Source organism: Actinomadura kijaniata NBRC 14229, assembly GCF_001552175.1.
Taxonomy (GTDB): domain Bacteria; phylum Actinomycetota; class Actinomycetes; order Streptosporangiales; family Streptosporangiaceae; genus Spirillospora; species Spirillospora kijaniata.
The window spans coordinates 1-26,218 of the sequence record NZ_BCQR01000036.1; the positions used below are offsets into that span (position 1 = coordinate 1).

Annotated in this window: 28 protein-coding genes; 19 read left to right on the top strand and 9 right to left on the bottom strand. The window is 73.2% G+C overall.

Going from position 1 to position 26,218, the window contains the following annotated elements:
• On the bottom strand, window positions 1-687 hold a 687-nt coding region (locus AKI01S_RS49115), incomplete at its 3' end, for a hypothetical protein (RefSeq protein ID WP_174567381.1).
• Window positions 688-1,635: 948 nt separating this feature from the next.
• On the opposite strand from AKI01S_RS49115, the gene AKI01S_RS50435 reads away from it, so the two are divergent.
• The 5 genes from AKI01S_RS50435 to AKI01S_RS52785 all read left to right on the top strand — a co-directional run bounded on the left by AKI01S_RS50435 (window position 1,636) and on the right by AKI01S_RS52785 (window position 3,215).
• On the top strand, window positions 1,636-1,821 hold the full coding sequence (locus AKI01S_RS50435) for a hypothetical protein (protein WP_067815811.1): 186 nt from the start codon (window positions 1,636-1,638) through the stop codon (window positions 1,819-1,821).
• Between the two features lie 179 nt (window positions 1,822-2,000).
• A complete protein-coding gene (locus AKI01S_RS50440) occupies window positions 2,001-2,180 on the top strand; it encodes a hypothetical protein (protein WP_157419812.1) in 180 nt (59 codons plus the stop codon).
• Between the two features lie 99 nt (window positions 2,181-2,279).
• On the top strand, window positions 2,280-2,402 hold the full coding sequence (locus AKI01S_RS54240; protein ID WP_281186073.1) for a hypothetical protein: 123 nt from the start codon (window positions 2,280-2,282) through the stop codon (window positions 2,400-2,402).
• A gap of 302 nt (window positions 2,403-2,704) precedes the next feature.
• The gene (locus tag AKI01S_RS52780) at window positions 2,705-3,025 is read left to right on the top strand and encodes a hypothetical protein (protein ID WP_067815817.1); all 321 of its coding nucleotides are present in this window, start codon (window positions 2,705-2,707) and stop codon (window positions 3,023-3,025) included.
• A 46-nt stretch (window positions 3,026-3,071) separates the two neighbouring features.
• On the top strand, window positions 3,072-3,215 hold the full coding sequence (locus tag AKI01S_RS52785) for a LuxR C-terminal-related transcriptional regulator (RefSeq protein ID WP_245681604.1): 144 nt from the start codon (window positions 3,072-3,074) through the stop codon (window positions 3,213-3,215).
• 502 nt (window positions 3,216-3,717) lie between these two features.
• Here the strand turns inward: AKI01S_RS52785 and AKI01S_RS13150 are convergent.
• The gene (locus AKI01S_RS13150; protein WP_218009662.1) at window positions 3,718-4,602 is read right to left on the bottom strand and encodes an alpha/beta hydrolase; all 885 of its coding nucleotides are present in this window, start codon (window positions 4,600-4,602) and stop codon (window positions 3,718-3,720) included.
• Window positions 4,603-4,684: 82 nt separating this feature from the next.
• On the opposite strand from AKI01S_RS13150, the gene AKI01S_RS13155 reads away from it, so the two are divergent.
• The 4 genes from AKI01S_RS13155 (at window position 4,685) to AKI01S_RS13170 (ending at window position 7,555) form a co-directional block, all read left to right on the top strand.
• Window positions 4,685-5,329 (top strand): TetR/AcrR family transcriptional regulator, encoded by a 645-nt coding sequence (locus AKI01S_RS13155; protein WP_067815821.1) that lies wholly within the window; start codon window positions 4,685-4,687, stop codon window positions 5,327-5,329.
• Window positions 5,330-5,481: 152 nt separating this feature from the next.
• On the top strand, window positions 5,482-5,805 hold the full coding sequence (locus tag AKI01S_RS13160) for an STAS domain-containing protein (protein ID WP_067815823.1): 324 nt from the start codon (window positions 5,482-5,484) through the stop codon (window positions 5,803-5,805).
• A complete protein-coding gene (locus AKI01S_RS13165) occupies window positions 5,802-6,764 on the top strand; it encodes a sensor histidine kinase (RefSeq protein WP_067815827.1) in 963 nt (320 codons plus the stop codon). Before AKI01S_RS13160 ends, AKI01S_RS13165 begins: the two co-directional genes overlap by 4 nt.
• 224 nt (window positions 6,765-6,988) lie before the next feature.
• On the top strand, window positions 6,989-7,555 hold the full coding sequence (locus AKI01S_RS13170) for a cytochrome P450 family protein (RefSeq protein ID WP_067815830.1): 567 nt from the start codon (window positions 6,989-6,991) through the stop codon (window positions 7,553-7,555).
• Window positions 7,556-8,177: 622 nt separating this feature from the next.
• On the opposite strand, the gene AKI01S_RS13175 is transcribed toward AKI01S_RS13170, so the two are convergent.
• On the bottom strand, window positions 8,178-9,212 hold the full coding sequence (locus AKI01S_RS13175; RefSeq protein ID WP_067815833.1) for a helix-turn-helix domain-containing protein: 1,035 nt from the start codon (window positions 9,210-9,212) through the stop codon (window positions 8,178-8,180).
• Between the two features lie 106 nt (window positions 9,213-9,318).
• On the opposite strand from AKI01S_RS13175, the gene AKI01S_RS13180 reads away from it, so the two are divergent.
• The 3 genes from AKI01S_RS13180 to AKI01S_RS13190 all read left to right on the top strand — a co-directional run bounded on the left by AKI01S_RS13180 (window position 9,319) and on the right by AKI01S_RS13190 (window position 13,826).
• Entirely contained in the window at window positions 9,319-10,215 is an 897-nt protein-coding gene (locus AKI01S_RS13180; RefSeq protein ID WP_157419814.1) for an alpha/beta hydrolase, read from the top strand.
• 171 nt (window positions 10,216-10,386) lie between these two features.
• The gene (locus AKI01S_RS13185) at window positions 10,387-12,114 is read left to right on the top strand and encodes an ABC transporter ATP-binding protein (protein ID WP_083999480.1); all 1,728 of its coding nucleotides are present in this window, start codon (window positions 10,387-10,389) and stop codon (window positions 12,112-12,114) included.
• Window positions 12,111-13,826, top strand: coding sequence for an ABC transporter ATP-binding protein (locus AKI01S_RS13190; protein ID WP_067815841.1), 1,716 nt, complete (start codon window positions 12,111-12,113; stop codon window positions 13,824-13,826). Before AKI01S_RS13185 ends, AKI01S_RS13190 begins: the two co-directional genes overlap by 4 nt.
• A 23-nt stretch (window positions 13,827-13,849) precedes the next feature.
• Here AKI01S_RS13190 and nadE read toward each other — a convergent pair whose 3' ends face one another.
• The 3 genes from nadE to AKI01S_RS13205 all read right to left on the bottom strand — a co-directional run bounded on the left by nadE (window position 13,850) and on the right by AKI01S_RS13205 (window position 15,916).
• The gene (nadE, locus tag AKI01S_RS13195; protein WP_174567382.1) at window positions 13,850-14,656 is read right to left on the bottom strand and encodes an NAD(+) synthase; all 807 of its coding nucleotides are present in this window, start codon (window positions 14,654-14,656) and stop codon (window positions 13,850-13,852) included.
• Between the two features lie 163 nt (window positions 14,657-14,819).
• Window positions 14,820-15,551: a class I SAM-dependent methyltransferase gene (locus tag AKI01S_RS13200; RefSeq protein WP_083999482.1), complete on the bottom strand. Its 732-nt coding sequence runs from the start codon at window positions 15,549-15,551 to the stop codon at window positions 14,820-14,822.
• Window positions 15,488-15,916, bottom strand: coding sequence for an ATP-binding protein (locus AKI01S_RS13205; protein ID WP_169813954.1), 429 nt, complete (start codon window positions 15,914-15,916; stop codon window positions 15,488-15,490). The genes AKI01S_RS13200 and AKI01S_RS13205 overlap by 64 nt, the downstream gene beginning before the upstream one ends.
• A 163-nt stretch (window positions 15,917-16,079) precedes the next feature.
• Here AKI01S_RS13205 and AKI01S_RS13210 point away from each other — a divergent pair, with 163 nt between their 5' ends.
• Window positions 16,080-16,889 carry a helix-turn-helix domain-containing protein gene (locus AKI01S_RS13210; protein ID WP_067815852.1) on the top strand — a complete coding sequence of 270 codons (810 nt, stop codon included), beginning with the start codon at window positions 16,080-16,082 and terminating at the stop codon, window positions 16,887-16,889.
• Window positions 16,880-17,065, top strand: a complete 186-nt coding sequence (locus AKI01S_RS13215; RefSeq protein WP_067815854.1) for a DUF397 domain-containing protein — start codon at window positions 16,880-16,882, stop codon at window positions 17,063-17,065. Before AKI01S_RS13210 ends, AKI01S_RS13215 begins: the two co-directional genes overlap by 10 nt.
• A gap of 72 nt (window positions 17,066-17,137) precedes the next feature.
• On the opposite strand, the gene AKI01S_RS13220 is transcribed toward AKI01S_RS13215, so the two are convergent.
• Window positions 17,138-17,551, bottom strand: a complete 414-nt coding sequence (locus AKI01S_RS13220) for a VOC family protein (RefSeq protein WP_067815857.1) — start codon at window positions 17,549-17,551, stop codon at window positions 17,138-17,140.
• Window positions 17,552-17,639: 88 nt separating this feature from the next.
• On the opposite strand from AKI01S_RS13220, the gene AKI01S_RS13225 reads away from it, so the two are divergent.
• Entirely contained in the window at window positions 17,640-18,644 is a 1,005-nt protein-coding gene (locus AKI01S_RS13225) for a helix-turn-helix transcriptional regulator (protein ID WP_067815860.1), read from the top strand.
• On the opposite strand, the gene AKI01S_RS13230 is transcribed toward AKI01S_RS13225, so the two are convergent.
• Window positions 18,592-19,044, bottom strand: a complete 453-nt coding sequence (locus AKI01S_RS13230) for a pyridoxamine 5'-phosphate oxidase family protein (RefSeq protein WP_067815863.1) — start codon at window positions 19,042-19,044, stop codon at window positions 18,592-18,594. The genes AKI01S_RS13225 and AKI01S_RS13230 overlap by 53 nt on opposite strands.
• Window positions 19,045-19,052: 8 nt before the next feature.
• Window positions 19,053-19,697 carry a TetR/AcrR family transcriptional regulator gene (locus tag AKI01S_RS13235; protein WP_067815866.1) on the bottom strand — a complete coding sequence of 215 codons (645 nt, stop codon included), beginning with the start codon at window positions 19,695-19,697 and terminating at the stop codon, window positions 19,053-19,055.
• A gap of 101 nt (window positions 19,698-19,798) precedes the next feature.
• Here AKI01S_RS13235 and AKI01S_RS13240 point away from each other — a divergent pair, with 101 nt between their 5' ends.
• Genes AKI01S_RS13240 through AKI01S_RS13255 form a run of 4 tightly spaced genes read left to right on the top strand, consistent with a single transcriptional unit; the run spans window position 19,799 to window position 26,217 of the window.
• The gene (locus tag AKI01S_RS13240; protein ID WP_067815869.1) at window positions 19,799-21,508 is read left to right on the top strand and encodes an acyclic terpene utilization AtuA family protein; all 1,710 of its coding nucleotides are present in this window, start codon (window positions 19,799-19,801) and stop codon (window positions 21,506-21,508) included.
• 56 nt (window positions 21,509-21,564) lie between these two features.
• The gene (locus tag AKI01S_RS13245; protein ID WP_245681606.1) at window positions 21,565-23,097 is read left to right on the top strand and encodes an acyl-CoA carboxylase subunit beta; all 1,533 of its coding nucleotides are present in this window, start codon (window positions 21,565-21,567) and stop codon (window positions 23,095-23,097) included.
• Window positions 23,098-23,101: 4 nt separating this feature from the next.
• Entirely contained in the window at window positions 23,102-25,066 is a 1,965-nt protein-coding gene (locus tag AKI01S_RS13250) for an acetyl/propionyl/methylcrotonyl-CoA carboxylase subunit alpha (protein WP_067815874.1), read from the top strand.
• A complete protein-coding gene (locus AKI01S_RS13255) occupies window positions 25,063-26,217 on the top strand; it encodes an acyl-CoA dehydrogenase family protein (RefSeq protein ID WP_067815877.1) in 1,155 nt (384 codons plus the stop codon). Before AKI01S_RS13250 ends, AKI01S_RS13255 begins: the two co-directional genes overlap by 4 nt.
• The last annotated feature ends 1 nt before the right edge of the window (window position 26,218 follow it).

The following is a 26,218-nucleotide window of genomic DNA, read 5'->3' on the forward strand; positions in this document are numbered from 1 at the left end:
GGATCGGGACGTGCTCGTTGGCGGTCGGAGTGTCCAGGTGGGGCAGTACGCAAAGTGAATCTCCCGATTGCCGCGGGGGTCGATGTGCGGCCAGTAGAACTGGCGACAAACGTGGTAGTTGCATCCGACCGAGAGGTAGAGGGAGTCACGTGCTGCGGCCGGCGGGCCATGTTTGGCAACGGCGAAGAAATGGCGGGCCGCTTCCCGGAAAGCGGCGGCGCTGCCGGTCAAGAAAAGGGTCTCTGCGTACCTGTGCTGGCGGAGGACGTCTCTGTTCTCCTGGTAGCTGAAGGCCGGATAATTGACCTCCTCATCGGTAGGGAGGTCGCTGTCCGGTACGCCTGCGGTTCGGAGTTCGCGAGGGGTGTTGGCTCTGGTGATCCGTTCGCGTACCCGCTTCCAGCGCGAGGGCGGAAACTGCAACGAGTGGTGTAGCAGCACCAGGTCGAGTGGCCCCTCTGGAAACCAGTCGCAGCCGATGTCAGGGGGATGCGGAGTGGCGCGCATTGGCAGGTACACCATTGAGCGCGGGGAACGTGCTGCGAGCAGCCAGAGTGTGCCGGCCCGTCGCCCATCCGCGCGGTCGACATACATGTCGTAGTGGTTGAAGCCGTGGTCGTGGAGTGCCGCGTTGTTCAACGGCTTGGCGGGACGGATCACTCGATGCCGCTCGGCACCCAGGCTCACGTGTTGCACGATGATCTTTGTCTGCAATCGTCCCCCGTCGTGTCACCAGTCAGGCTCACTAGATGATCGTGCTTGCCTTCACTGTCACGCCATCCCTTTTCGCGTGCCTTCATCACGGCCTTGCCTGTCAGGGTTGTTGCCGGTGACTTGGCCCGGCCCAGGTGAGGTGGTGCGGTCACATCGTGAGGTAGGCGACCGGGCCGCCGGGGACATGGCAGGCAATCCAAGTTGGCAACGCTGTTCCGCATTGCGGTCGGCACCGGGGACTCGGCGCGAGGATGGCTTCGAGCAGTGGAGGGACGGCGTTCAGCAGCATGGCGGAACGGCCGGTCAGGACTTGAGCCAGCATCGGCCGTGGCCACGGGCTAAGTCGCCGCCAGCACGAGGCCATGTCATACATCGCCTCGTACGCGGTTCGGCGCTGCTGACGAGGCGATCGCGGCGGTGCGGGCATCAGGGGTGGCGATCACGAGGCCTGGCATTAACACGCATGATCACGCTGGGTCTGCGAGTCATCTGTGAAATTGCGGCGTTCGATGATGACGATCGCCTGCGTCGGTCACCCGCCTGGGCGGATGGTGTCGGCATGACTGCCGATCTCGGATCGGCATGTGGGTCCGCGCACGGTACCGGTGGCGGGGCTCTCACCCATGGGTCATAGTCCCGAGGCCCGCCGGGAACGGTTCTTCAAGGTGATCTGACTGGTGGTCGTCCCGCCCGTCGCCGTCACTCGTATCCTCATCGCCGCCCGAGAGACCGGTGCCGTCTTCGCGGCGGTGACCGAGTCCGGGTCGCCGGGTACGTTCACGGCCGCGGCCAAGACCTGCGGCCGGGGCTGAGTCTGAGGCGGAGGCTACGCAGGAAGCCGTTCGATCCTGCGCTCGTGTCAGGAGCCCTTCTCGCGGGTGGTGGAGGGGCGGGCGCGGAGTGTGTGGGTGCATGCCTCGCGTGCGGCGCGCAGGAGGCGCTCGCCGTCGGGGCCTGGCAGGCCCCGCCCGCACCTGGACCGTCCTGCTGGTCGCCGCGGTCGCCGACACCGGCACGCTGCCGATGGTCCTGGACACGGCGGCGCGGCTGGACGGGGAACGGCTGACGTTTCGGCGTCCCCTCATCCAGTCCACCGTCTACCAGTAGGCCGACACCGCGCGACGGCTGGCGGTGCACCGGGCGCTGGCGGAGATCCTGGCCCGCCACCGCGACCCGGTCGGCGGGCGTGGCACCTGGCGGCGGCCGGTATCGGGCCGGACAAGGAGGTCGCCGCCGCGCTGGAGGACAGCGCCGGGGAAGCGCGACGTCGCGGGGGATACCTGGCGGTGGCCCGCACCTACGAACGCGCCGCCGTCCTGACCTCCGACCGGTCCCGCCGCGCGGCGTCCCTGCTGGAGGAGGTGGCTGTGCACCTGACCAGCCCGGCCCGGCCCTGCCCGCCGAGGTCGCCGGGCTCGACGCGCTGCTGGACACCAGCGACGGGTGGCAGGCGAACCGGCGGCTGATCCACGCGGCGGGCACCGTCGCCGAACGGGGTCCGCGGACCTGACCCGGGCCGCGACTGCGTTCGATCGGCTCGCCGTCGGCGGCACTGCCACTGCGCCATGACCGTCCGGTGGCACGTGCTGCTCGGCGACTTCGCCACGGCCCAGGCGCTGGCGGCCGACCTGGAACGAGACTGCCGACTGTCGGGGCGATCGGCGTCCCGCCCGAGGTGCTGGCGCTGACCGCCATCGCGCACCTGCACCACGGACGGCACGCCGAGGCGCTCACCGCCGCGGGCGAGGGGCTGCGCCCGGCGGGACGGCCCGGCGATCGTCCTGGCACGGCACGCGGCGATCGAAGGGGGCACGCGGCGATGCCACGCGCTGCTGGTCGAGGCCGACGACGTCCCCACCCGTTCCTGGAGGCGACCCGCGCGAGGAACCTGAGGGCCGTCCCGACGCCGTCCTGGACCGGCTGCCGTCATCGCGGCCGCCCTGAAACGTATGGACGCCCGCGCGAACCGTTCCGGTGGTACCTGAACTGGGTGTTCTCGCTCGACCGCCCCTGGGCCGAGGCCATCGTGGCGCGTTGCGCGGCGCTGCTCGACGACGCCGAAACGCACTACCTCCGCGTTCTGCGTCTCCACCGGGAACGCGCTCGTACCGAGCTCCTGTACGGCGAATGGCCGCGCAGGGCGCAGCGGCGCGTCGACGCTCGCGCTCCGCTACGTTCCTCCTCGGAGACGTTCGAGCGCCTGGCCGCCCGCCCCTGGGCCGACCGCGCCCGGGCCGAGGCGCTCATCGCCGTCGGCGAGAGTCGCGCCGTGCCGACGCCCGGCTCCCTCGCCGACCTCAACCCCGCGTGAACAGCAGATCGCCCGCCTCGCGGCGACCGGCCTGTCCAACCAGGACATCCAGGACATCGTCGCCCACCTGTTCCTGAGCTCGGGGACCGTCGGGCACCACCTGTCCAACGCCTACCGGAAGCCCGGCCTCGCCTCCCGCACGGAACCGGCCCGCCTCGCACTGGACGACAGCCGGACCGGTGGCATGTGACGCGCACCGCCGAGCGGGTCCGAAGGGCGCGGAGCGGCGGGATGGCACCTCGCCGGTCCGTCACGCGTGAAGGGCCGGTAGGACCATTGCGGCCGTTCGTCGCGAAGCCGCAACCGCTGGTCGTATCCGGCACGCGGGCACCGGCCGACCGGACTAGTTTTCTGGGCGTCGACCAACCGGCCCGGAGCGACGCGGCCCAGGTGAGGGGATCGGGATCGGCGTCCGGCACCCGGCGCCCGGTTGGTCGGCCGCCTCCGTGGGCGCGCCCCGTGCCCGGCGCCATCCGTCCAGGCGCCATGTGTTCCCAGCACCGGCGAGGGCGTGCCCACGGAGGCGACAGCACCCCGGCCACCGCGTTCCCCGCCCGACTCCGGGTTCAACCGCCGGTCCATCCGCGCGGACGAGAGCTGCCGCTCGTCGATCGACCGGCCGGTCCGGTGTCCAGCCGTCCATGCCGCCGCGCGCGGCGGCACGCCGATGCGTTCCGTGGAGTCCCGCCGGTTCACGAACGGACCCGCAGGTGGGTGGTGAGGAACTCGATCTGGTCGGCGACGAGCCGTTCGACCAGCGGCGGATGGTAGACGGTGAAGTGGTCGGCGTCGTAGTGCTTGAGCACGCCGCGCGGCGCAGTGGCGGCGACCTTCTCCGCGATCGCGGTGTCGACCAGGTTCTCCCGGTCGCTCTGGCACACCAGCAGCGGGCACCGCACGCGGGCGGCTCGGGCCGCGGCGTTGTAGAACAGCATCCCCAGCCCGGAGGCGGCGGTGACGCGGTTGTCGAACTCGTAGCCCGGCGGGCACACCGACCGCCAGCCCTCCAGGGCGCCCGGCTGGTTGACGAAGGCCGGCTCGCCGGGGCGGCCCACCAGCGGAACGTACCGCCGCGACCGCCCCAGCGAGGCCCGCACCAGGTCGGAGGTGATCGGGACGGTGAGCCGGGCCAGGTGCCGCAGGCCGGCCCGCAGGGCGACGGCGCGTCCGCTCAGCACCGGGCACTGCACCACCGCCGCCGACAGCGTCGGATGCCGGGCGGCCGCGGCCACCACATGGCTGGCGCCGAACGAGGTCCCCCACAGCGCGACGCGCCCGGCGTCCAGCTCGGGCCGCGAGCGGGCGAACTCCAGCGCCGCGTCGATGTCCTCGGCGTACCGGCGCGCGCTGACCAGTTGGCGCGGCTCGCCGCCCGACTCGCCCAAATGACGGAAGTCGAAGGCGAGCACGGCCAGGCCCGCCTGGGAGAACCACTTCTCGTACTGGCCGAGCATCATCTCGTGCGTCGCCCCGCCGCCGTGCACCAGGACGACGACCGGATGCGGTCCGGAGCCCTCGGGAACGGTGAGCCAGGCGGCGCACCGGTCGCCGCCGGAGGTGAAGGAGGTGCGTGTCATCATGATCCCCTCGATCAAGTACCTTGTACGTGAACGGGGAGAGTTAAACACGTACCTTGTACGTAATCAAGTAGAGGAACCCATGCCGGCACCGCGCAAGTTCACCCACCAGCAGTTGCAGGCCGCGGCTCTGGAGCTGATCGACCAGGAGGGCCTGACGGGGCTGACCATGCGCGCCCTGGCCACCAGGCTCGGCACCGGCCCCATGACCATCTACAACTACGTCGACGGCCGGGAAGGACTCGAACGCCTCGTCACCAGCGCGGTCATGGCCCAAGCCCACTGGCCCGACGACCCTTCGGGCGACTGGCGGACGCGGGTGAAGGCGATCGCCGAGGCCATCTGGCGCGCCGTGCGCGCGCACCCCAACGCCATTCCCCTCATCCTCACCGCACGCAGCCTCGACGAGGACGCGCTCGTCCCCACCGAAGCCCTGTTGCAGGCCCTCGCCGACAGCGGAAGGTCCGGAGCAGACCTGCTGGCCGCCTTCCGCGTGGTCTCCGGTTTCATCGCCGGGTTCGCCCAGGCCGAGCTCACCGGCCCTCTCGTCGCCGGCCGGGACGCCGAAGCCATCACCGCGCGGATGGCCGATCTTCCGGCACGGCGGTTCCCCAGGCTGATCGAGACGGCCCACGCGGCCACCGGCGACCCTCAGGCCGAGTTCCACTCCGGTCTGAAGATCCTCCTCGCCGGGCTCGACGCCTCAGCCCCGGAGCGCAGGGGGTGAGGGCCGACCCGGTCCTTCCGGGGCTTCCCGATCGTCTGGTTCTGGCGGGAACAGCCGTGGCCTCCCCCTATACTTGCGGAGGCTTGATGCTCGGTAATGTTTGACGCTGACCCCAATCAGCCTCGTCCCCGTTCACTCCCGAGGGGGTTCTTGTGTCCGGCCTGCGCGTGCAGCCGTTGACCGAGCTGGTCGGCGTACGCGCCGTCGGGGAGGTGAACGTGCTCACTCGTGACATCTGGGAGTCCACCCTGTCGGAGCTGCCCCCCACCGGTAACGGCACCGACGTGACCGTGGTGCATCTGGAGCTGTCACAGCTGGTGAGCGTGGACGCCGGTGGCGCCGCGGCGGTCGCCGCCGTCGCCCATCGCCTGGCCCCCACCGGCCGAGTGGTCCTGCACAGCCCGCCTCCGGCCCTGCGGCGCATCCTGCAGGTCATGTGGCCCGACACCCCGGGGATCGAGGTGCTCGCGCCGTGACCGTCCCGACCTCTCACGCCTCCCGTCCCGCCGACCCGTTCTGGCATCCCGCGCTGTTCTACCGCGGCCTGGAGCAGTACCTGGCGGGCACCGTGCCGTTCGTCGTCGACGGCGTGCGGGCCGGGGAACCGGTCGCGGTGGCGGTTCCCACCTGGCGGCTGGAGCCCCTGAGCCAGGCCCTGCGCGAGGAGCTGGGCGCGACGGCCGACGCGGTGACGCTGCTGGACATGACGCGGGCCGGCCGCAACCCCGGCCGCATCATCCCCGGCGTGCTGCGCGCCTTCGCCGACCGCCACCCCCAGGCCCGCGTTCGCATCATCGGCGAGCCGATCTGGCCGGGCCGCTCGGCCAGCGAGTACCCCGCCTGCGCCCAGCACGAGGCGCTGATCAACCACGCCTTCACCGGCCGCGACGTGGCGATCCTGTGCCCCTACGACCTCGACGGGCTGGACGAGCGGGTGGTGGCCGACGCCGCCGCCACCCACCCGGTGCTGATCGACGCCGACGGCGAGGCCCCCAGCGACCGCTACGCGCCCGACGCGATCGTGGCCGCCTACAACCAGCCGCTGCCCGACCCCGCCCCCGGACAGGCCACGACGCTGCCGTTCGACCGGGACGCCCTGGAGCGGACCCGCGCGCTGGCCATCGAACACGCCGTCACCGCCGGGCTGGACCCCGAACGCGTGCTGGACGTGGAGCTGGCCATCAGCGAACTGATCTCCAACTCGGTCATCCACGGCGGCGGCACGGGCACCCTGCGGATGTGGATCGAACCCACCCACCTGGTCCTGGACGTCTCCGACCAGGGCCACCTCACCGACCCGCTGGTGGGACGCCGCCCCGTGCCACCGGACACCCCCGGCGGCCGCGGCGTGCTGCTGGTCAACCAGCTGGCCGACCTGGTCCGCATCCACACCATCCCGCAGGCCACCACCGTCCGCGTCTACTTCACCCGCTAGCCCTGCCTTCCCCCGCCGCCCAGCCGGGATGCCGGGCCTGCTCGTCCAAGTGCCTCATCGGCCAGGGAGCAGCGCGTCACGAAAATGCCACACCTGCGCCACCACTTCTTGACTTGGCCGTGCCGTGCCGTGGCGGCGCACGGCGCGGTGGTCGCCCAACCAGGCGGCGTTGACTGGGCGGGGGCGCTGGGCAACCAGGCCGCTGCCCTGCCGGTGGTGGTGCCGTGCTGGCCGACCGATGGCGCGACGGGCAGGTGGTCGATGCCTACCCGGCGCTGTATGAGGCCGCGCTGCACGCGGTACTGGACACGCTGTTCTCCACCCGGGCCGACACCGGCGTGGTGGACAGGGTGCACCGGTCGGTGGAGACGATCCTGGACTACCTGTTCCGGTGGATGTTCCTGCCGCCGTCACTGCTGCGCCTGCCGATGGCGGCCAACCGGCGCTTCGACCGCGCGCTGGCCGACCTTGATCGCAGCGTCGCCACCCTGATCGCCCAGTACCGGCGCACCGGCCGGGACCAGGGCGACCTGCTGTCGACGATGCTGGCGACCCAGCGCCACGCCGACGGCGGGTTGAGCGATGCCGAGATCGCCGACGAGGTGGCCCGGGAAGGCCGCACCGGACGGGTGGTCTGCGAGACGCTGCGGCTGTATCCGCCCGGATGGTTGTTCACCAGGGCCACCGGCGCTCCGGTCGAACCGGCCGGGCGGACGCTGCCCGCGGGCAGCACCGTGCTGTTCATGGCGCCGGCTGCCGCTGAGCCCGACCCGGCGCCCCGGGTGAGGTGATCACGTGACCGTCGGTGTCCGGTGCGACAGCACCGCCGGCCCCGGAGAGGCGGCGGTCCAAGTCGAACTGCCGCCTCGCCTGCGCCGAGATCATCGACGGGGAGGAAGTCCCGGCCGCCGAGGTGGATGCTCCCGCCGTGTGCGCGCTGACCGAGGTGGCCATCATCACCGCCGCCCTGGATGGCGACCTGTTCTACTACGGCAAGGAGCTGTGGCAGGCCATCCGCGCGCCCACCCCCTCGCGCTGCCGGCTGAACCTGCCCGACATCCTGCGCGCCGAACGGCACCTGGAACGGCCGCGGGCACTGGAACGGACCGTCGAGCTGTGCGACCAGCTCACCCTGCGGTTCCTCCAACTGCGCGAGCAGGTCCTTCCCGGCGCCAGCCGACCGCTGTGCCGCTACATCGAGCACCTGCCCCATCTGATCCTCGGCAACCTGGAACGGGGCCTGCGGGACGGCCGCCACCCCGGCGCCGTCGCCACCAGCGTCACCTTCACCCAGACCGCGCCCCCGCCGGTCCGCCGCCCATCCCCTCGATCGCCTGGTGGTGGGATCGGGCCCTGCGAGAAGGCCGCCCTCGCTCCACTCCAACGACCTTGCGGGGGACCGGAGACGGTCCCTCAGTTGTCGAGGAGGTGCCAGGCGGTGAGGGCGAGTTTGGCCCGTGTCAGGCCGGCGGGCTGGGTGAGGTCGATGTCGAGAGTCTTGCTGATGTGGTCGAGTCGGCGGGCGACGCTGCTGTGGTGCAGGTGGAGGAGGTCGGCGGCGCGACGCAGGGAGCCGGTGGCGCAGTAGGCCTCCAGCGTGTCCAGGTCCTGGGGGACGGTGGCCAGGTGGGCGACGGCGATGACGTCGGGGTTGGCGCGCAGGGTGTGCGGCGGCAGGTCGCCCAGCAGGGCCAGGGCGCCCAGGTGATGGTGGTGCAGGACGGGCTGGCGCGCGGTGGTGAAGCGCAGGGCGGTGCGGGCGTCGATCCAGGAGCGGTCGGGGCGGGGGGTGGAGGCGATGCCGGCGCGCACGCCGGGAGGGAACCCGGCGGGGTCCAGGGTGGTGGCCAGGATGACGCCCACCTCGGCCAGCGGGGCGGCCTTGACCGGGCGGGACGGGCAGATCAGCGTGCCGAGCCGGTCCAGGGGGAGCCGGGTGTGGACGGCGGCGACGTGGACGGGAAGGTCGGCGGCGAAGCCCAGCAGGCGGAGGGCACGGGCGCGGGCGGCCTCGTCGCTGTCGGCGCTGATCACCAGTTCGACCAGGGCGGGGTCGGCCATGGTGGTGCGGGCCGGGCCGTAGCGTTCGACGCTGGCGGCGGTGGCGATGGCCAGCCGGTCCAGCAGGACCTCGTCCAGGGGGTTGGGCGGGCCGCAGCGTTCCAGCCAGACCGTGCCGATCTGCTCGTCGTCCAGGGTGATGGGGGCGGTGCTGGAGGCGGGGGCCGCCGGGGCGGGGGCGGAGGTGCCGTCGGGGGCCATGCGGATGGTCCGCCCGGTGCCGTGCAACCCGATCCCGGCCACGCACTCGGCCAGGCCCGCCGAGGCCCGGGCCAGCGCCGGCAGGTCCACCCGCCGACGCATCAACGTGTCATAGAACGCCACGACGCGGATCGCGCCCTGGACGTGCGAGTCCAGCTGTGACAGCCGTTCGGCCAGGGCCTCCATGGCATCAGCATAGAGGCCGCCCGGCGCGCCGATCGGCGCGTTATCGGGGCGGGATGCCCGACGAATGGCGGATGATCGCCGGGGGCGGGACCTGGAGGATGGGGGCATGGACCCCGAGCTGGAAGCCTTCATCCCGTTTCTTCCGCAGGTCGACCTGAACGACCCGCTCACCGCGCGCAAGCACCTCGCCGGGCTGGCCGCCGCGAGGCCGACGCCGGACGTCGCGGGCCTGGAGGTCGAGGACCGCGTGGTGCCCGCCGATCCGGAGGTGCCGGTGCGGATCTACCGCCCGCACCAGGCGCAGGGCGCCCTCGTCTGGATGCACGGCGGCGGGTTCGTGATGGGAGACCTGGACACCGAGCACCTGTGGGCCGCCCGGCTCGCCGACGACTCCGGCGCGGTGGTGGTCTCGGTGGGCTACCGCCGGGCTCCCGAACACCCGTTCCCGGCGGCCCTGGACGACGCCTACGCCGTGCTGGCCTGGACGGTCGAGCACGCGGTCGAACTCGGCGTCGACCCCGAACGGATCGCGGTCGGCGGGCACAGCGCCGGTGGGAACCTCGCGGCCGCGATGGCGTTGCGGGCCCGCGACGAGCAGGGGCCGCCGATCCGCTTCCAGCTGCTCAACCAGCCTGGGCTCGACGACCGGCAGCAGACGTGGTCGGCGCGGAACTTCACCGACACGCCATGGATGAACCACGACACGATCGCCGCCATGTGGCGGCACTACCTGGGCTCACGACCCGCCACGCCGTACGCCGCCCCGGCGCGGGCCACCGACCTGTCCGGCCTGCCACCGGCCTACGTCGCCACCGCCGAGTTCGACCCGAACCGCGACGAGGACATCGACTACGCGGTCCGTCTGTTGCAGGCGGGCGTGCCGGTGGAGCTGCACCAGTGGGCCGGTACCTTCCACGGCTCGCAGGCGATCCTGTCCGCCGAGGTGTCCCAGCGGCAGATCGCCGAACTCTCCGCCGCCCTGCGCCGCGCCCTGGCCGGGTGAGACCGCCGTCCACGGCCGGAGAACCCGAACGCCGCCCTCATCCACCCTCGGCGCGACCGGATGCCCGGTCGTGACGAATTCGACGAAGACGAGAAGACGATGAACGCCGCCGCTCAGGCGAGACAGCAGTCCCCACCGCCGCCGGACGCCGATTCCGAGGCGGGACAGAGTATGGCGCGGCTGCTGCGCCCCTATGGATGGGGCTTCGCGGCCGTGGTGGTGTCGCAGGTCGTCGGGGCCGTCGCGGGGCTGGCGCCGCTGCTGGCGGTGGTGGAGCTGGGCCGCGCGCTGTTGGCGCCCGGCCCGGTCGACCACGGCCATGTCCGGACCGTCGTGGTCGTGGGCGCGGCCGGGCTGCTGGTCCGGCTGCTGTTCACGGCCGCCTCCTCCGGGATCGGGCATCTGCTGGACGGCAGGGTGCAGCTGGCGCTGCGCCGGCAACTGGCGGCGCGGCTGGGACGGGTGCCGATCGGCTGGCTGTCGCGGCGCCGGACCGGTGAGCTGGCCAAGGTGGTGGGGGAGGACGTCAGCGCGGTGCACCCGTTCATCGCCCACGCCCCCGGCGAGCTGGTGGCGGCGTTCGTGGTGCCGCTGGTGTCGCTGGTCTACCTGCTGACCGTCGACTGGCGGCTGACGCTGATCACGCTGATCCCGGTGGTGCTGGCGATCCTGCTGGTCCCGCTGCTGATGCTGCCGGCCCGGCTGCGCGAGCAGCGGCGGTTCGACGCGGCCATGGCCCAGATCGCCACCGCCGCGGTGGAGTTCGTGCAGGGCATCGCGGTGGTCAAGGCGTTCGGCGGCGCCGAGCGCGCCCACCGCCGCTTCCGCACCGCCACCGAGGAGTTCGTCGGCGTCTTCGCCCGGTGGGCGCGCGGCATGTCGCCGATCGCCGCCGGGATGCAGCTGGCGCTGTCGCCGCCGTTCGTGCTGCTGGTGGTGCTGCTCGGCGGCACCGTCCTGATCACCGACGGCTCCCTGGCCCCCTCGGACCTGCTGCCGTTCGTCCTGCTCGGACTGGGCCTGACCGCGCCGGTGGCGGCGCTGGGCCACGGGTTCGACGACCTCCAGGCCGCCCGGCGCGCCCTCGACCGGATCCGCGAGGTGCTGGCGGTGCCGCCGCTGCCCGAACCCGAGCACCCGGCCACGCCCCGGGGGCACCGGGTGGAGCTGCGCGGGGTCAGGTTCGGCTACCAGGACGATCACGAGGTGCTGCGCGGGATCGACCTGGCCCTGGAGCCGGGAACGGTCACCGCGATCGTCGGCCCGTCCGGGAGCGGGAAGTCCACGCTGGTGCAGCTGCTGCCCCGCTTCTTCGACCCGACCGAGGGATCGATCACCGTGGGCGGGGTGGACGTGCGCGAACTGGGCAGCCGCCAGCTGTACCAGCGGGTGTCGTTCGTGTTCCAGCAGGTGCGGCTGCTGAACGCCTCGGTCACCGACAACATCGCGCTGGCGGTGCCGCACGCTAGCCGCGAGGACGTGGAGCGCGCCGCCTGGCTGGCCCACATCCACCACCGCGTCCTGGAGCTGCCGCGCGGTTACGACACGGTGCTGGGGGAGGAGGCCCGGCTGTCGGGGGGCGAGGCGCAGCGGATCGCGCTGGCCCGCGCGCTGCTGGCCGACACGCCGGTGCTGGTGCTGGACGAGGCGACCGCCTTCGCCGACCCGCACACCCAGCAGGCGGTGCGCCACGCCCTGGCCACCCTGCGGGGCGAACGGACCCTGGTGGTCATCGCGCACCAGCTGGAGACCATCGCCGACGCCGACACCGTGGTGATGCTGGACGACGGCGCGATCGTCGAGCACGGCGCCCCCGCCGACCTGCTGGCCCGCGACGGACGGTTCGCCGCGTTCTGGCGCTCCCAGCAAACCGCGATCTCCACGGAGGTGACCCGATGATCGGCACGTTGCTCCGGGTGCTGGGCGACCAGCACGCCCGCCCGGTGCGCGGCACCGTGGCGCTGATGGCCGCCGCCGCGATCGCCGAGGGCCTGTCCTACGCCCTGCTGGTCCCGGTGCTGCGCGCGCTGCTGGGTGACGCGCCCGCGGACGCCTGGCCGTGGATGGGGGCGCTGGGGGCCGCGGTGGCGGCCTACGCGGCGCTGCGCTACGCCGGCGACCTGGCCGGGTTCCGGGTGGGGACCACGCTGCTGCGCGGCATGTACCACCGCCTGGGCGACCACCTGGCCCAGCTCCCTCTGGGCTGGTACCACACCGACCGCCTGGGGCAGGTGTCGGTGCTGGCCGGCCGCGGCCTGCTCCAGGCGATGAGCATCATCGCCCACCTGCTGGCCCCGTTCATCTCCGCCCTGGTCACCCCGGCGACGATCGTGGTGGTGATGCTGGCCTTCGACTGGCGCCTGGGACTGGCCGCGCTGGCCGCCGCGCCGGTCGTGGCGGCCACCCAGCGGTGGACGGCCCGCGCGACGGCCGCCACCGACACCGAACGCCACGCCCGCGACCAGCAGGCCACCGGCCGCGTCATCGAGTTCCTCCAGGCCCAGCCGGTGCTGCGCGCCGGCGGCCGCACCCGCGAGCGCTTCGGGATGCTCGACGAGGCGCTGCGGGAGGTCCAGCAGGTGTCGCGCCGCCAGACGCTGGCGACCCTGCCCGGCGCGGTGGGCCTGACGCTAGTGGTGCAGGCGGCGTTCACCGTGCTGCTGGCCCTGGCCGCCTACCTGGCGCTCGGCGGCGCCATCGGCGCGGCCGAGGTGCTGACGATCCTGGTGCTGGCCGCGCGCTGCGCCGACCCGCTGCTGTCGCTGTCGGACCTCGGCGGCAAGCTCCGCGCCGCCCGCGCCGAGCTGGACCGGCTCGACCAGGTGCTGCGCACCGAGCCGCTGCCCGAGCCCGCCGACCCCGTCCAGCCCGCCCACCAGGGCCTGGAGCTGGAGTCGGTCACCTTCCGGCACGGCGACCGCACCGTGTTCGACGACCTGTCGCTGACGATCCCCGAGGGGCAGCGGCTGGCCGTCGTCGGACCGTCGGGGGCGGGCAAGAGCACCCTGCTGCAACTGCTGGCCCGCTTCTACGACGTGGACGCCGGCGCGGTGCGGGTGGGCGGGGTGGACGTGCGCGAGATCAGCACCCGGGGGTTGATGGACCAGATCGCCATCGTCTTCCAGGACGTGTACCTGTTCGACGGCACCATCGAGGAGAACGTGCGGCTGGGCCGCCCGGACGCCACCGACGCCGAGCTGCGGGCGGCCGCGACCGCCGCGCGGCTGGACGAGGTGGTCCGGCGCCTGCCCCAGGGGTGGGCGACCGGCGTCGGCGAGGGCGGCGCGCTGCTGTCGGGCGGGGAACGCCAGCGTGTCTCGATCGCCCGGGCGCTGTTGAAGGACGCCCCGATCGTGCTGCTGGACGAGGTGACCTCCGCCCTGGACCCGGTCAACGAGGCCGCCGTCCACCAGGGCATCCAGCACCTGATGGCCGGGCGCACGGTGGTGATGGTGGCGCACCGGCTGCGCACCGTCCGGCGCGCCGACCGCATCATCTTCCTCGACGACGGCCACATCGTCGAGGACGGCACCCATGACGAACTGCTGCGCCGCGGCGGCCGCTACGCCGACTTCTGGGACATCGTGACCGCGCCGACGGCCGATCGATGAGCCGGAGCACCGGCCGGGCCGGCTCAGGGGGCGATCGGCAGCCGCCGCTTGTGCTCGGTGAGCCGGTAGCGGCGGACGATGGCCTCGAAGGCGGCCTCGCCGACCGGCTCGCCCTCCAGGAAGTCGTCGATCTCCTCGTAGGCGACGCCGAGAGCCTCCTCGTCGGGCCTGCCCGGGCTCAGCGTCTCCAGGTCGGCGGTCGGGACCTTGCCGACCAGCTCGGGCGGCGCGCCCAGCGCCTGCGCCACGGCCCGCACGCGCCGCTTGGTCAGGCCGGTCAGCGGGACCACGTCGGCCGCGCCGTCGCCGAACTTGGTGAAGAAGCCCGAGACCGCCTCGGCGGCGTGGTCGGTGCCCACGACCAGGCCCTCGTGCGCGCCCGCCACCGCGTACTGGGCGATCATGCGCTGCCGGGCCTTGATGTTGCCGTGCACGAAGTCCTGGTGGTGCTCGTCGCGGAAGACCGTGTCGCCGGCCAGCAGCGCCGCCAGCGCGGCGTCGCTGGCGGGCTTCACGTCGACGGTCAGGACCCGGTCGGGACGGATGAACTCCAGCGCCAGCCGCGCGTCCTTCTCGTCGGCCTGGACGCCGTAGGGCAGCCGCATCGCGAAGAACGTCGCCTCGTGCCCCTCGGCGCGGACCCGTTCGACCGCGAGCTGGCACAGCCGCCCGGCGGTCGTGGAGTCCACGCCGCCGCTGATGCCCAGCACCAGCGAGCGCAGGCCCGTGGAGGTCAGCTGGCCGGCGAGGAAGGACACCCGGCGCTCGATCTCCCGCCGCGCGTCGAAGGACGCGCTCACCTGGAGATCCCGGGCGATCTCCTGCTGCATGGACGCCGGGTCGGTCACGGTTGCTCCTCTGCTCCTCGTTCGGTCCGGTGTGCGGGAACGCCAGCACTCCAGGGGAGGGCCGTCCGGACCCGACCAGGAGAGGTGACCCGACGACCGCTCACCACGTCATCTCGAACCACACTGTTGCCCTCAAAGCCGCGCGTTAAGCCTTCACGGCCGTGACGTAGTGGACGAGCGGGCGCAGGTCGCCCTCCTGCTCGACGGTGAGACCGGCGCCGGCCAGGAGTTCCGGTAGCGCTCCGGTGATGTCGTGCCGGTGTTCGCGCGTGTGGTGGGCCGCGGAGCGCGGGAACACGTTCGGCGGGCGGATCCTCGGGGCGCGCAGTTCGGCTGTCAGGAGGCGTCCTCCCGGGCGGAGGACCCGGGACATCTCGGCGACGGCCGAGGGGCGGGCCGGTTCCGGGACGTGGTGCAGCGTGAAGCTGGAGACCACCAGGTCGAAGTGCCCGTCGGGGAACGCCAGGTCCTGCGCCTCGCCGACCGCGTAGGAGCAGTTCGGCGGGGCCTTGCGGCGGGCGTGGGCGACCATGGCGGGGGACAGGTCCACGCCGGTCACCTCGCCGTCGCGGGTGACGGCGCGGGCGAGCATGCGGGTCCAGTACCCGGGCCCGCAGCCGACGTCCAGGATCCGCTGGCCCCGCCGGGGACCCGCGAGCCCGCTCAGGGCGAGGAAGACCCGGCGGCGGCCGCCCAGGAACAGCGGCGACAGCAGGTCGTAGGCGCGCGGGTGGTCGATGGTCGCGCCCGCGCGGTCGCGGTGAGGCGACGTCCGCTCCTTCGTCGCCTCCCATGGTGCCCCATCGCGGCGCCTCAGGTCGCGTTCAGCACGGCGTACACGGTCTTGCCGCCGGAGGCCAGGAGCCGGTAGCCCCAGCGGCGCGCCAGGCGCTCGACCGTCGCCAGGCCCCGGCCCGACACGCCGTCGGGGGTGAGGGGATGGACGGCCGGCGCGGCGGTGCTGGTGTCGCGGACCTCGACGACCGGGCCGGCGTCGGCGAGGTACAGGTGGAGGGAGATCACCTCGCCGGGACGGGAGCCGTGCCGATGGGCGTTGGTGGTCAGTTCCGTCACCACCAGGGCCGCCAGGAAGACCGTGTCCTCGGGGAAGCCCCTCGCCGTGAACCAGCCGCGGGTGAAGTCCCGTGCGGCCCTGATCGCCTCGGGGGCCGACGCGAGCAGCAGCGTGGCCGGGGCGCCGCGCGGGACGGGCGGCGGCGGGCAGGTGCGCACTGTGGACATGGCCGGTGCCTTCGAGAGAGGCGAAGTTTCTCTGACCATTGAGGCATCATGTCGGTACCGTGTGTAACAAAGCGCAGCGTGCGGGGGTGCAATTCGGTGGGTGCGGCCCCTCTTGGTTGGGGGCGACTTGGGTCGTACTTTGGTGGGAGGAGAGGGCGAGATCATGGCTCCTAAGCGCAACAAGGCCACCGTTTCCCCCAGCCTGCTCGCCTTCGGCAAGCGGTTCCGCAGTTACCGCGAGGCGAAGCACTGGACCCAGGAGGCGTGCGCCGCACGCGCCAACAACGGCGCCGGCGTCAAGTACCAGTACATCGGCGCCATCGAGAACGGCCGCACCCGCTGCACCCTCGAGTTCGTCGAGATCATGGACCGTGAGCTGGAGGCGCGGGGGGAGCTGGTGGCGCTCTGGCACGACCTGGTGAAGGAGGCCGCCTACCCGACCTGGTTCGACTGGCCCGAGGTCGAGAGCCAGGCCGCCGAGCTGACCACCTGGGAGCACACCATCATCCCGGGCCTGCTCCAGACGCCGAACTACGCGCGCGCGTTCCTCGGCTCCGACGAGGCGCTGGAGGCGCGGCTGGCGCGCCAGCGCATCCTCACCCGGCCGGAGAACCCGGTCGCCCTCGTCGCGCTCATCAGCGAGACCGCGCTGCGCAACCTGGTCACCTCCAGGGAGGTGATGCGGGAGCAGCTGGAGTACCTGGTCGAGGTGAGCGCGCTTCCCAACGTCACCGTTCAGATCGTCGTGAACGACGGCCGCCCGGCGGGGACGGGCGGCGCGTTCGTGGTCGCGACCATGGAGGACCGGAGCGAGGTGGCGTACCTCGAGACGGTCGTGCGGGGGATCACGTCGGACGACCCCCAGGACCTCTCGGGGATCGCCCGGTCACTGCGGTCGCTGAGAGGCAGGGCACTGCCCGTTGACATGTCGCGAGACGCCGTAAGAAAGGTGATCGAGGAACTATGGACCTGAGCAGCGCCACGTGGCGGAAGGGTGCCCGCAGTGGCGAGAACGGCGGCAACTGCGTGGAGGTCGCCGCCGTGCCCGGTGTCGTCGCCATCCGCGACAGCAAGGACCCCGAGGGTCCCAAGGTGTTCGTCGAGTTCGGCATCTTCCGCCGGCTCGCCGACGCCATCAAGAACAACTGAACCCGAAAACAGAACAACGGAAAAGGACGCCTCCGCCCCGCGACGCGGGACGGAGGCGTCCTTTTCCGCCGTTCAGGCCGGGCCGGTCCGCTCCAGGATCTCCAGGTAGTGGACGTTGCGCATGACGCCGAGGACGTTGCCGAACGGGTCGACCACCGAGGCGGTGACGAAGCCCTCGCCGTGCTCGGTGACCGGCATGTGCTCCTTGGCCCCGAGTGACAGCAGCCGGGCCACCGCCGCCTCCAGGTCGTCGACGTGCCAGTGCGTGACCGCGCCGCCGGGCGCCGTCCGGGTGGGGGCGTAGCGGCTGTCGATGATGCCGAGCTCGTGCTCGTAGTCCCCGACGCGGAACTCCAGATAGGCCGTGGTGCCGTCGGGGTTGGAACGCCGGAAGTACGCCTGGATGCCCAGGAACTCGGCGTACCAGCGGCCCGCCTCCTCCACGTCGTCGGCCCAGATGTTGATGGTGGCCATTCCTCGCAGCATGTGCTGTTCCCTTCGTTCCGGCTGATGGGCACCACGTTAGGCGGCCTTGCGGAACGTGCGTTTCCTCAAGGGATGGCAGGCTTGGGCCATGTTGGAGACATCGGTTCGGCTGCTGCGGTTGCTGTCGTTGCTTCAGTCCCGGCCGGTCTGGTCGGGCAACGAGCTGGCCGCGCGGCTCGGCGTGACCACCCGGACGGTCCGCAACGACGTCGAGCGGCTGCGGATCATGGGGTACGAGATCGGCTCGACGACGGGGACGGCGGGCGGGTACCGGCTGGGCGCGGGCGCGGCGCTGCCGCCGCTGCTGCTGGACGACGAGGAGGCCGTCGCGGTCGCGGTCGGGCTGCACGCGGCGGCGGGCGGCACCGTCACCGGGATCGAGGAGACCTCGCTGCGGGCGCTGACCAAGCTGCGGCGGATGCTGCCGTCGCGGCTGCGGCACCGCGTCGACACGCTGGGCGCGGCCACCGTCGCGGTGGGCGGGCGCGGGCCCACCGTGGACGCCGAGACCCTCACGGCCATCGCCGGGACGGTCCGGGACGGGGTGCGGCTGCGGTTCGACTACGTCGGCCACGAGGGGGGCGCGAGCGTGCGCGACGTCGAGCCGCACCGCCTCGTCTACACCGGGCACCGCTGGTACCTGCTGGCCTGGGATCCGGACCGGGGCGACTGGCGGACCTTCCGCGCCGACCGGATCCGCCCGCGCGTCCCGAACGGGCCGCGGTTCACGCCCCGGGAGATGCCCGACGAGGACGCCGTCGCCCGCGTCATCCGCGGCACGAGCTCCAGCGCCTGGCGGTACCCGGCGAGGGTGCGGCTGCACGCCTCCGCCGAGACGATCGCGGGCATGCTCCCGCCGGCCGCCGGGCTGCTGCACGCCGACGGCGCGGACGGGTGCGTGCTGGAGACCGGCTCCGACACGCTGCACAACCTCGCCGGGTTCCTGGGCGGCCTCGGCGTCGGCTTCACCGTGCTGGACCCGCCGGAGCTGCGCGGGTACCTGGACGAGCTCGCCGACCGTTACAAGGCCGCCGCCCGCCTCACGTCCGCCGGAACGTCTCCACCGGACGGCCCGGCCGCCACAGGCGGATGACCATCTCGTTCCCCTCGACGCCGGTCAGCACCGCCTCCCGCAGGTCGAGGCGGAAGGCGTGGAAGCCGCCGGGAGGCTCGCTCCCGGTGGTGTAGCGCCGCTTCTCCTCCGGATCGGTGACCTCCACGGCGATCCCGGCGACCTTGGCGTCGCCGTCCTTGGCCGGGTGCGCGTGGATCGCGCAGCGGCCGTCCCGCCGCAGGTCGCGCGCCTTGACGGCGTTCAGCATGGAGCCGAACGACAGGTCCGGCCCCCGGAAGTCGACCTCGGTGCCGCTCACCCGGGGCGACCCGTCCTTGCGGAGCGTCGCCAGCACGTGGGTCTCGGCCGCCTCGAAGCGTGCCCGGACGGTCGCGGCGAGGTCGCCGGCCTCCCTCTCGAACTGTTCCCAAGTCGCCATGGCGCGGATTATCGCCCGGGGCTCCGACATTCCTCGCCGAGTGCCAGGTCCAGCGTCACGGCCCACTGCCGCAGCAGCCGGGAGCGCCGCGCCGAGTCGTCGGTGAGCAGGTCCGCCAGGCCGAGGCCGCGCATCAGGTCCAGCGTCGCCTGGACGGTCTCGCGCACCCCCGGCACCGACTCGTCCGCCCCCAGGGCCTCCACGGTGAGCCGGTGCGCCTCCCGGCCGACCCGGGTCTCCAGCGGCACCGCCTGGGCGCGCAACGCCTCGTCCGAGCTGGCCGCCACCCACAGCTGCAGCGCCGCGCGGAACAGCGGGCTGGTGTACATCTCGCCGAGCAGCTCCAGGACCTCCAGCGTGGACAGGCGGCGGTCGGCGAGCGCGCGCAGGCGTTCGCGCATCTGCGTCATGCGCACGTCGGCGCCGTACTCGACGGCGGCGGTGACGAGCTCCTCGCGGGTGCGGAAGTGGTGCTGGGCCGCGCCGCGCGACACGCCGGCGCGCTCGGCGACGACGGCGACGGTCGTCCCGGCCCAGCCCGCCGACGCCAGGCAGTCGACGGCCGCCTCCAGCAGCCGCCGCCGGGTGGCGCGGCTGCGGTCCTGGCGCGGTTCGCGGGGGAGGGCCCGGGGGGCCGTCGCATCGGTGGTCATCGCGTCCTCGGTTCGGGTGGCGTCCCAGTCAACCAGACCGCGTCGCCAAGAAAAAATCAAGCACGATTGATTTTTTCGGGGTGGACTGCCATGGTTCAGCCATGAGCCCACCGCTGCGGATCGGCAACGCCTCCGGCTTCTACGGCGACCGCCTCACCGCCGTCCGGGAGATGCTGGAGGGCGGCCCGCTGGACGTCCTCACCGGCGACTACCTCGCCGAGCTCACCATGCTGATCCTCGGCCGCGGGAGGCTGAAGGACCCCGGCGGCGGGTACGCGACCACGTTCCTGCGGCAGATGGAGGACACCCTCGGGCTGGCCGCCGAACGCGGCGTGAAGATCGTGGCCAACGCGGGCGGGCTCAACCCGCGCGGCCTGGCCGACCGCCTCCGGGAGCTCGCCGACCGCCTCGGCGTCCCGGTGCGGGTCGCCCACGTCGAGGGCGACGACCTGCTGCCGCGCGCGGAGGAGCTCGGCCTGGCCGGCTCCCGGTACGGGCGGCCCCTCACCGCCAACGCCTACCTCGGCGCCTGGGGCATCGCCGAGTGCCTGCGCGCCGGGGCCGACATCGTCGTGACCGGGCGCGTCACCGACGCCTCGCTGGTGGTCGGCCCGGCCGCCGCGCACTTCGGCTGGGCCCGCGACGACTGGGACGCCCTGGCCGGGGCCACGGTCGCCGGGCACGTGCTGGAGTGCGGCGCGCAGGCCACCGGCGGCAACTACGCCTTCTTCCGGGAGATCCACCGGGGGAAGCCGCCGGGCTTCCCGCTGGCCGAGATCCACCCCGACGGCTCCAGCGTCGTCACCAAGCACGAGGGCACCGGCGGCGCCGTCACCGTCGAGACCGTCACCGCGCAGCTGCTGTACGAGATCGGCCCGCCCCACTACGCGGGACCGGACGTGACGGCCCGGTTCGACACGATCCGGCTCCGCCCGGACGGGCCCGACCGCGTCGCGATCGGCGGGGTGCGCGGGACGCCCCCGCCGCCCACCACCAAGGTCTGCCTCAACCACCTGGGCGGGCACCGCAACGAGATGACGTTCGTGCTGACCGGGCTGGACGTCGAGGCCAAGGCCGCGTTCGCCCGGGAGCAGGTGGAGGCGGCGTTCGGCGACCGGCGGCCCGCGCGGGTGGAGTGGACCCTGATCGGCGCCGCCGCGCCCGACCCCGCCACCCAGGGCGCGGCGACCGCGCTGCTGCGGTGCGCGGTGCTGGACCCCGACGCCGACCGGGTCGGGCGGGCGTTCAGCGGGGCGGCCGTGGAACTGGCGCTCGCCGGATACCCGGGGTTCACGATGACGTCGCCGCCGGGCAGGGGGAGCCCGTACGGGGTCTATGCGCCCGCGTTCGTGCCGAACGGGGAGATCGAGCACGTCGCGGTCCTGCCGGACGGCGAACGGACGGTCATCCCGCCCGCCCCGGTCACCGCGCCGCTGCCGGAGCCCGAGGACGTCCCGGCCCCGGCGCCGCCGCCCGGACCGACCGTCCGCGCCCCGCTCGGCCGCGTCGCCGGAGCCCGCAGCGGCGACAAGGGCGGCGACGCCAACATCGGCGTGTGGGCCCGCACCGACGCCCAGTGGCGCTGGCTGGAGGCGTTCCTGACCGCCGACCGCCTCACCGGGCTGCTCCCCGAGACCCGCGAGCACCGGGTCACCCGCCACGTCCTGCCCCACCTCCGCGCCGTCAACTTCGTCGTCGAAGGGCTGCTGCAGGAGGGAGTGTCCGCCTCGACCCGCTTCGACCCGCAGGGCAAGGCCCTCGGGGAGTGGCTGCGGTCCCGCCTCGTCGACATCCCGGAGGCCGTCCTTTGACCCTCAAGAGCACGCTCGACCCCGACAGCCCCGAGTACCGGGAACGCCGCGCGGCGATGCTGGCCCGGCTCGCCGACCTGGAGGCCGAGCACGCCAAGGCCCTGGCCGGCGGCGGCGACAAGTACGTCGCCCGGCACCGGAAGCGCGGCAAGCTGCTGGCCCGCGAGCGCATCGAACTGCTGCTGGACCCCGACTCGCCGTTCCTGGAGCTCAGCCCGCTGGCCGCCTGGGGCAGCGACTTCCCGGTCGGCGCGAGCGTCGTCACCGGCATCGGCGTCGTCGAGGGCGTCGAATGCATGATCGTCGCCAACGACCCGACGGTGCGCGGCGGCGCCAGCAACCCCTGGACGGTCAGGAAGAGCTTCCGCGCCTCCGACATCGCCCTGGAGAACCGGCTCCCGGTCATCAACCTCGTGGAGTCCGGCGGCGCGGACCTGCCCTCCCAGAAGGAGATCTTCATTCCGGGCGGGCGGATGTTCCGCGACCTGACCCGCCTGTCAGCCGCCGGGATCCCCACGATCGCGCTGGTGTTCGGCAACTCCACCGCCGGCGGCGCCTACATCCCCGGCATGTGCGACCACACCGTCATGGTGAAGGAGCGCGCCAAGGTGTTCCTCGGCGGCCCGCCGCTGGTGAGGATGGCGACCGGCGAGGAGTCCGACGACGAGTCCCTCGGCGGCGCGGAGATGCACGCCCGCACCTCCGGCCTCGCCGACTACATGGCCGCCGACGAGCACGACGCGCTGCGCCTGGGCCGCCAGATCGTCCGGCGGCTCAACCACCGCAAGCTCGGTCCCGCGCCCGGCCCGGTCCGCGAGCCGCTGTACGACGCCGAGGAGCTGGCCGGCATCGTCCCGGAGGACCTGAAGGTCCCCTTCGACCCGCGCGAGGTGCTCGCCCGGATCGTGGACGCCTCCGAGTTCGACGAGTTCAAGCCGCTGTACGGGACGAGCCTGGTCACCGGCTGGGCGCGGCTGCACGGCTACCCGATCGGCGTCCTCGCCAACGCCCAGGGCGTGCTGTTCGGCGAGGAGGCCCAGAAGGCCGCCCAGTTCATCCAGCTCGCCAACCAGGCCGACACCCCGCTGCTGTTCCTGCACAACACCACCGGCTACATGGTCGGCCGCGAGTACGAGCAGGCCGGGATCATCAAGCACGGCGCGTTGATGATCAACGCGGTGGCCAACAGCGGGGTGCCGCACCTGACCGTGGTCATGGGGGCCTCCTACGGCGCGGGCAACTACGGCATGTGCGGCCGCGCCTACGACCCCCGCTTCCTGTTCACCTGGCCGAGCGCCAAGTCCGCCGTCATGGGCCCGCAGCAGCTCGCGGGCGTGCTGTCGATCGTCGCCCGGCAGGCCGCCCAGGCGCGCGGCCAGGCCTACGACGAGGAGCAGGACCGCGCCATGCGGGAGATGGTCGAGGCGCAGATCGAGGCCGAGTCGCTGCCGTTCTTCCTGTCGGGGCGGCTCTACGACGACGGAGTGATCGACCCGCGCGACACCCGCACCGTCCTCGGCCTGTGCCTGTCCGTCGTCCACAACGCGCCCGTGCGCGGAGCCGACGGCTTCGGCGTCTTCCGGATGTGAGCTGATGATCAACAATCTGCTGGTGGCCAACCGCGGCGAGATCGCCCGCCGTGTCTTCCGCACCTGCCGCGACCTGGGAATCGGCACCGTCGCGGTGTTCTCCGACGCCGACCGGGACGCCCCGCACGCCGCCGAGGCGGACGCCGCCGTGCGGCTGCCCGGCGCCGCGCCCGCCGACACCTACCTGCGCGCCGACCTGCTGATCGGCGCCGCCCGGTCCGCCGGGGCCGACGCCGTCCACCCCGGCTACGGGTTCCTGTCGGAGAACGCCGGCTTCGCGCGCGCCGTCGCCGAGGCCGGGCTGACCTGGGTCGGCCCGCCGCCGGACGCCATCGCCGCGATGGGCTCCAAGATCGAGGCCAAGAAGCTGATGGCCGCCGCCGGGGTCCCGGTGCTGCCCGAGCTCGACCCCGGCGCCGTCACCGAGAGCGACCTGCCGATCCTGGTCAAGGCGTCGGCGGGCGGCGGCGGACGCGGCATGCGGGTCGTACGGACCCTCGCCGACCTGCCGGACGCCGTCGCCGCCGCGCGCCGCGAGGCCCGGTCGGCGTTCGGCGACCCGGCGGTGTTCTGCGAACCGCTGCTGGAACGCGCCCGCCACATCGAGGTGCAGATCCTCGCCGACGCCCACGGCACCGTCTGGGCGCTCGGCGAACGCGAGTGCTCGGTCCAGCGCCGCCACCAGAAGATCATCGAAGAGGCCCCGTCGCCCGCCGTCGGCGACGCCCTGCGCGCGGAGCTCTGCGAGGCCGCCGTGAACGCCGCCCGGGCCATCGGCTACACCGGCGCGGGAACCGTGGAGTTCATGCTCGCCGCCGACGGCCGCTTCTTCTTCCTGGAGGTCAACACCCGCCTCCAGGTCGAGCACCCCGTCACCGAGTGCGTCTACGGCCTGGACCTGGTCCGCCTCCAGATCGAGGTCGCCGAGGGGGCGCGGCTGCCCGCCTCGCCCCCGCGGCCGCGCGGCCACGCCGTCGAGGTCCGCCTGTACGCCGAGGACCCCGCGGCCGACTGGCGGCCCGGCAGCGGAACGCTGCACGCCTTCGCGATCCCCGGCGTGGACGCCGCGTTCACCGTCCCCGCCGGGCACGGGCTGCGCCTGGACAGCGGCGTGGAGTCCGGCAGCGAGGTCGGCGTCCACTACGACCCCATGCTGGCCAAGCTCATCGCCCACGGCCCGACCCGCGCCGCCGCGATCCGGCGCCTGCGCGCCGCGCTCACCGGCGCCCGCATCCACGGCGTCACCACCAACCGGGACCTGCTCGCCCGCATCATGGCCGAGCCCGCCTTCCAGGCCGGCGACACCCACACCGGCTACCTCGACCAGGTCGGCCTGGACGTCCTCGCCGCCCCGCTCGCCGACGCCGCGGCGGTGGAGCTGTCGGCGCTGGCCGCCGCCCTCGCCGGCGCCGCCGCCGACCGCGCCGCCGCCCCCGTCCTCGGCGGGCTGCCGTCCGGCTGGCGCAACGTCCCCTCCCAGCCGCAGCGCAGGACCTACGAGGGGCCCGGCGGGGCGATCGAGGTCGCCTACCGCCACACCCGCGACGGCCTGCGCGCCGACGGCCACCCCGGCGTCACCCTCGTCGAGGCCACCCCCACCGGCGTGGTCGTCGACCACGCCGGCGTGCGCCGCGCGTTCGCGGTCCACACCGTGGGCGACCGCGTGTACGTCGACTCCGCCCTCGGCCCGGTCGCGCTGCGCGCGGTGCCCCGCTTCGCCGACCCCAGCGACCTGGTCGCCCCCGGCTCGATGCTCGCCCCCATGCCCGGCACCGTCGTGCGCGTCGAGACCGGGCCCGGCGCGACCGTCGCCGAGGGCCAGACCCTCCTGGTGCTGGAGGCGATGAAGATGGAGCACCGCATCGCCGCCCCCGCCGCCGGGACCGTCGCCGAACTTCCCGTCACCGCCGGTCAGCAGGTCGAGGCCGGAGCGGTCCTCGCCGTCATCGCGGAAGGAACACCCCAGTGAGCTTCATCGAGTCCGAGGAGCGGCGCGCCCTGCGCGCCGCCGTCGCCGAGCTGGCGTCCAAGTACGGCGTGGACTACTACGTCGCCAAGGCCAGGGCGGGGGAGAAGACCGACGAGCTGTGGAACGAGGCGGGCCGCCTCGGCTACCTCGGCGTCAACGTCCCCGAGGAGTACGGCGGCGGCGGGGGCGGCATCGGCGACCTGGCCGCCGTCTGCGAGGAACTGGCCGCCGCCGGGTGCCCCCTGCTGCTGATGGTGGTCTCCCCGGCCATCTGCGCCACCATCATCGCCCGCTCCGGCACCGAGGAGCAGAAGAAGCACTGGCTGCCGCGGTTCGCCGACGGGTCGGTCAAGATGGCGTTCGCGATCACCGAGCCCGACGCCGGCTCCAACGCCCACCGCATCACCACCACCGCCCGCCGCGACGGCGACGGCTGGATCGTCAACGGGCAGAAGACGTTCATCTCCGGCGTCGACGAGTCCGACGCGGTGCTGTTCGTCGCCCGCACCGCCGACCAGAAGGGCAACCTGCGGCCCTCCCTGTTCATCGTGCCGACCGACACCCCCGGCTTCACCCGGACGCCGATCGAGATGGAGATCGTCTCGCCCGAGAAGCAGTTCGTCTGCCACCTCGACGACGTCCGCCTGCCCTACGACGCCCTGGTCGGCGACGAGGACGGCGGCCTGCTCCAGCTGTTCGCGGGCCTGAACCCCGAGCGGATCATGGCCTCGGCGATGGGCGCGGGCATCGGCCGCCTCGCCCTCGGCAAGGCCGTGCGCTACGCCAACGACCGCCAGGTCTTCAAGACGCCGATCGGAGCCCACCAGGGCCTGGCCCACCCCCTCGCCCAGGCCAAGATCGAGCTGGAGCTGGCCCGGCTCATGGCCCAGAAGGCCGCCTGGCTGTACGACTCCGGCGACGACATGGGCGCGGGCGAGGCCGCCAACATGGCCAAGTACGCCACCGCCGAGGCCGCGATCCACTGCGTCGACCAGGCCATCCAGACCCACGGCGGCAACGGCCTGACCACCGAGTACGGCGTCGGCATGCTGGCGGGCGTGGTCCGCCTGATGCGCATCGCCCCGGTGAGCCGCGAGATGATCCTCAACTTCGTCGCCCAGCACTCCCTGGGCCTGCCCAGGAGCTACTGAG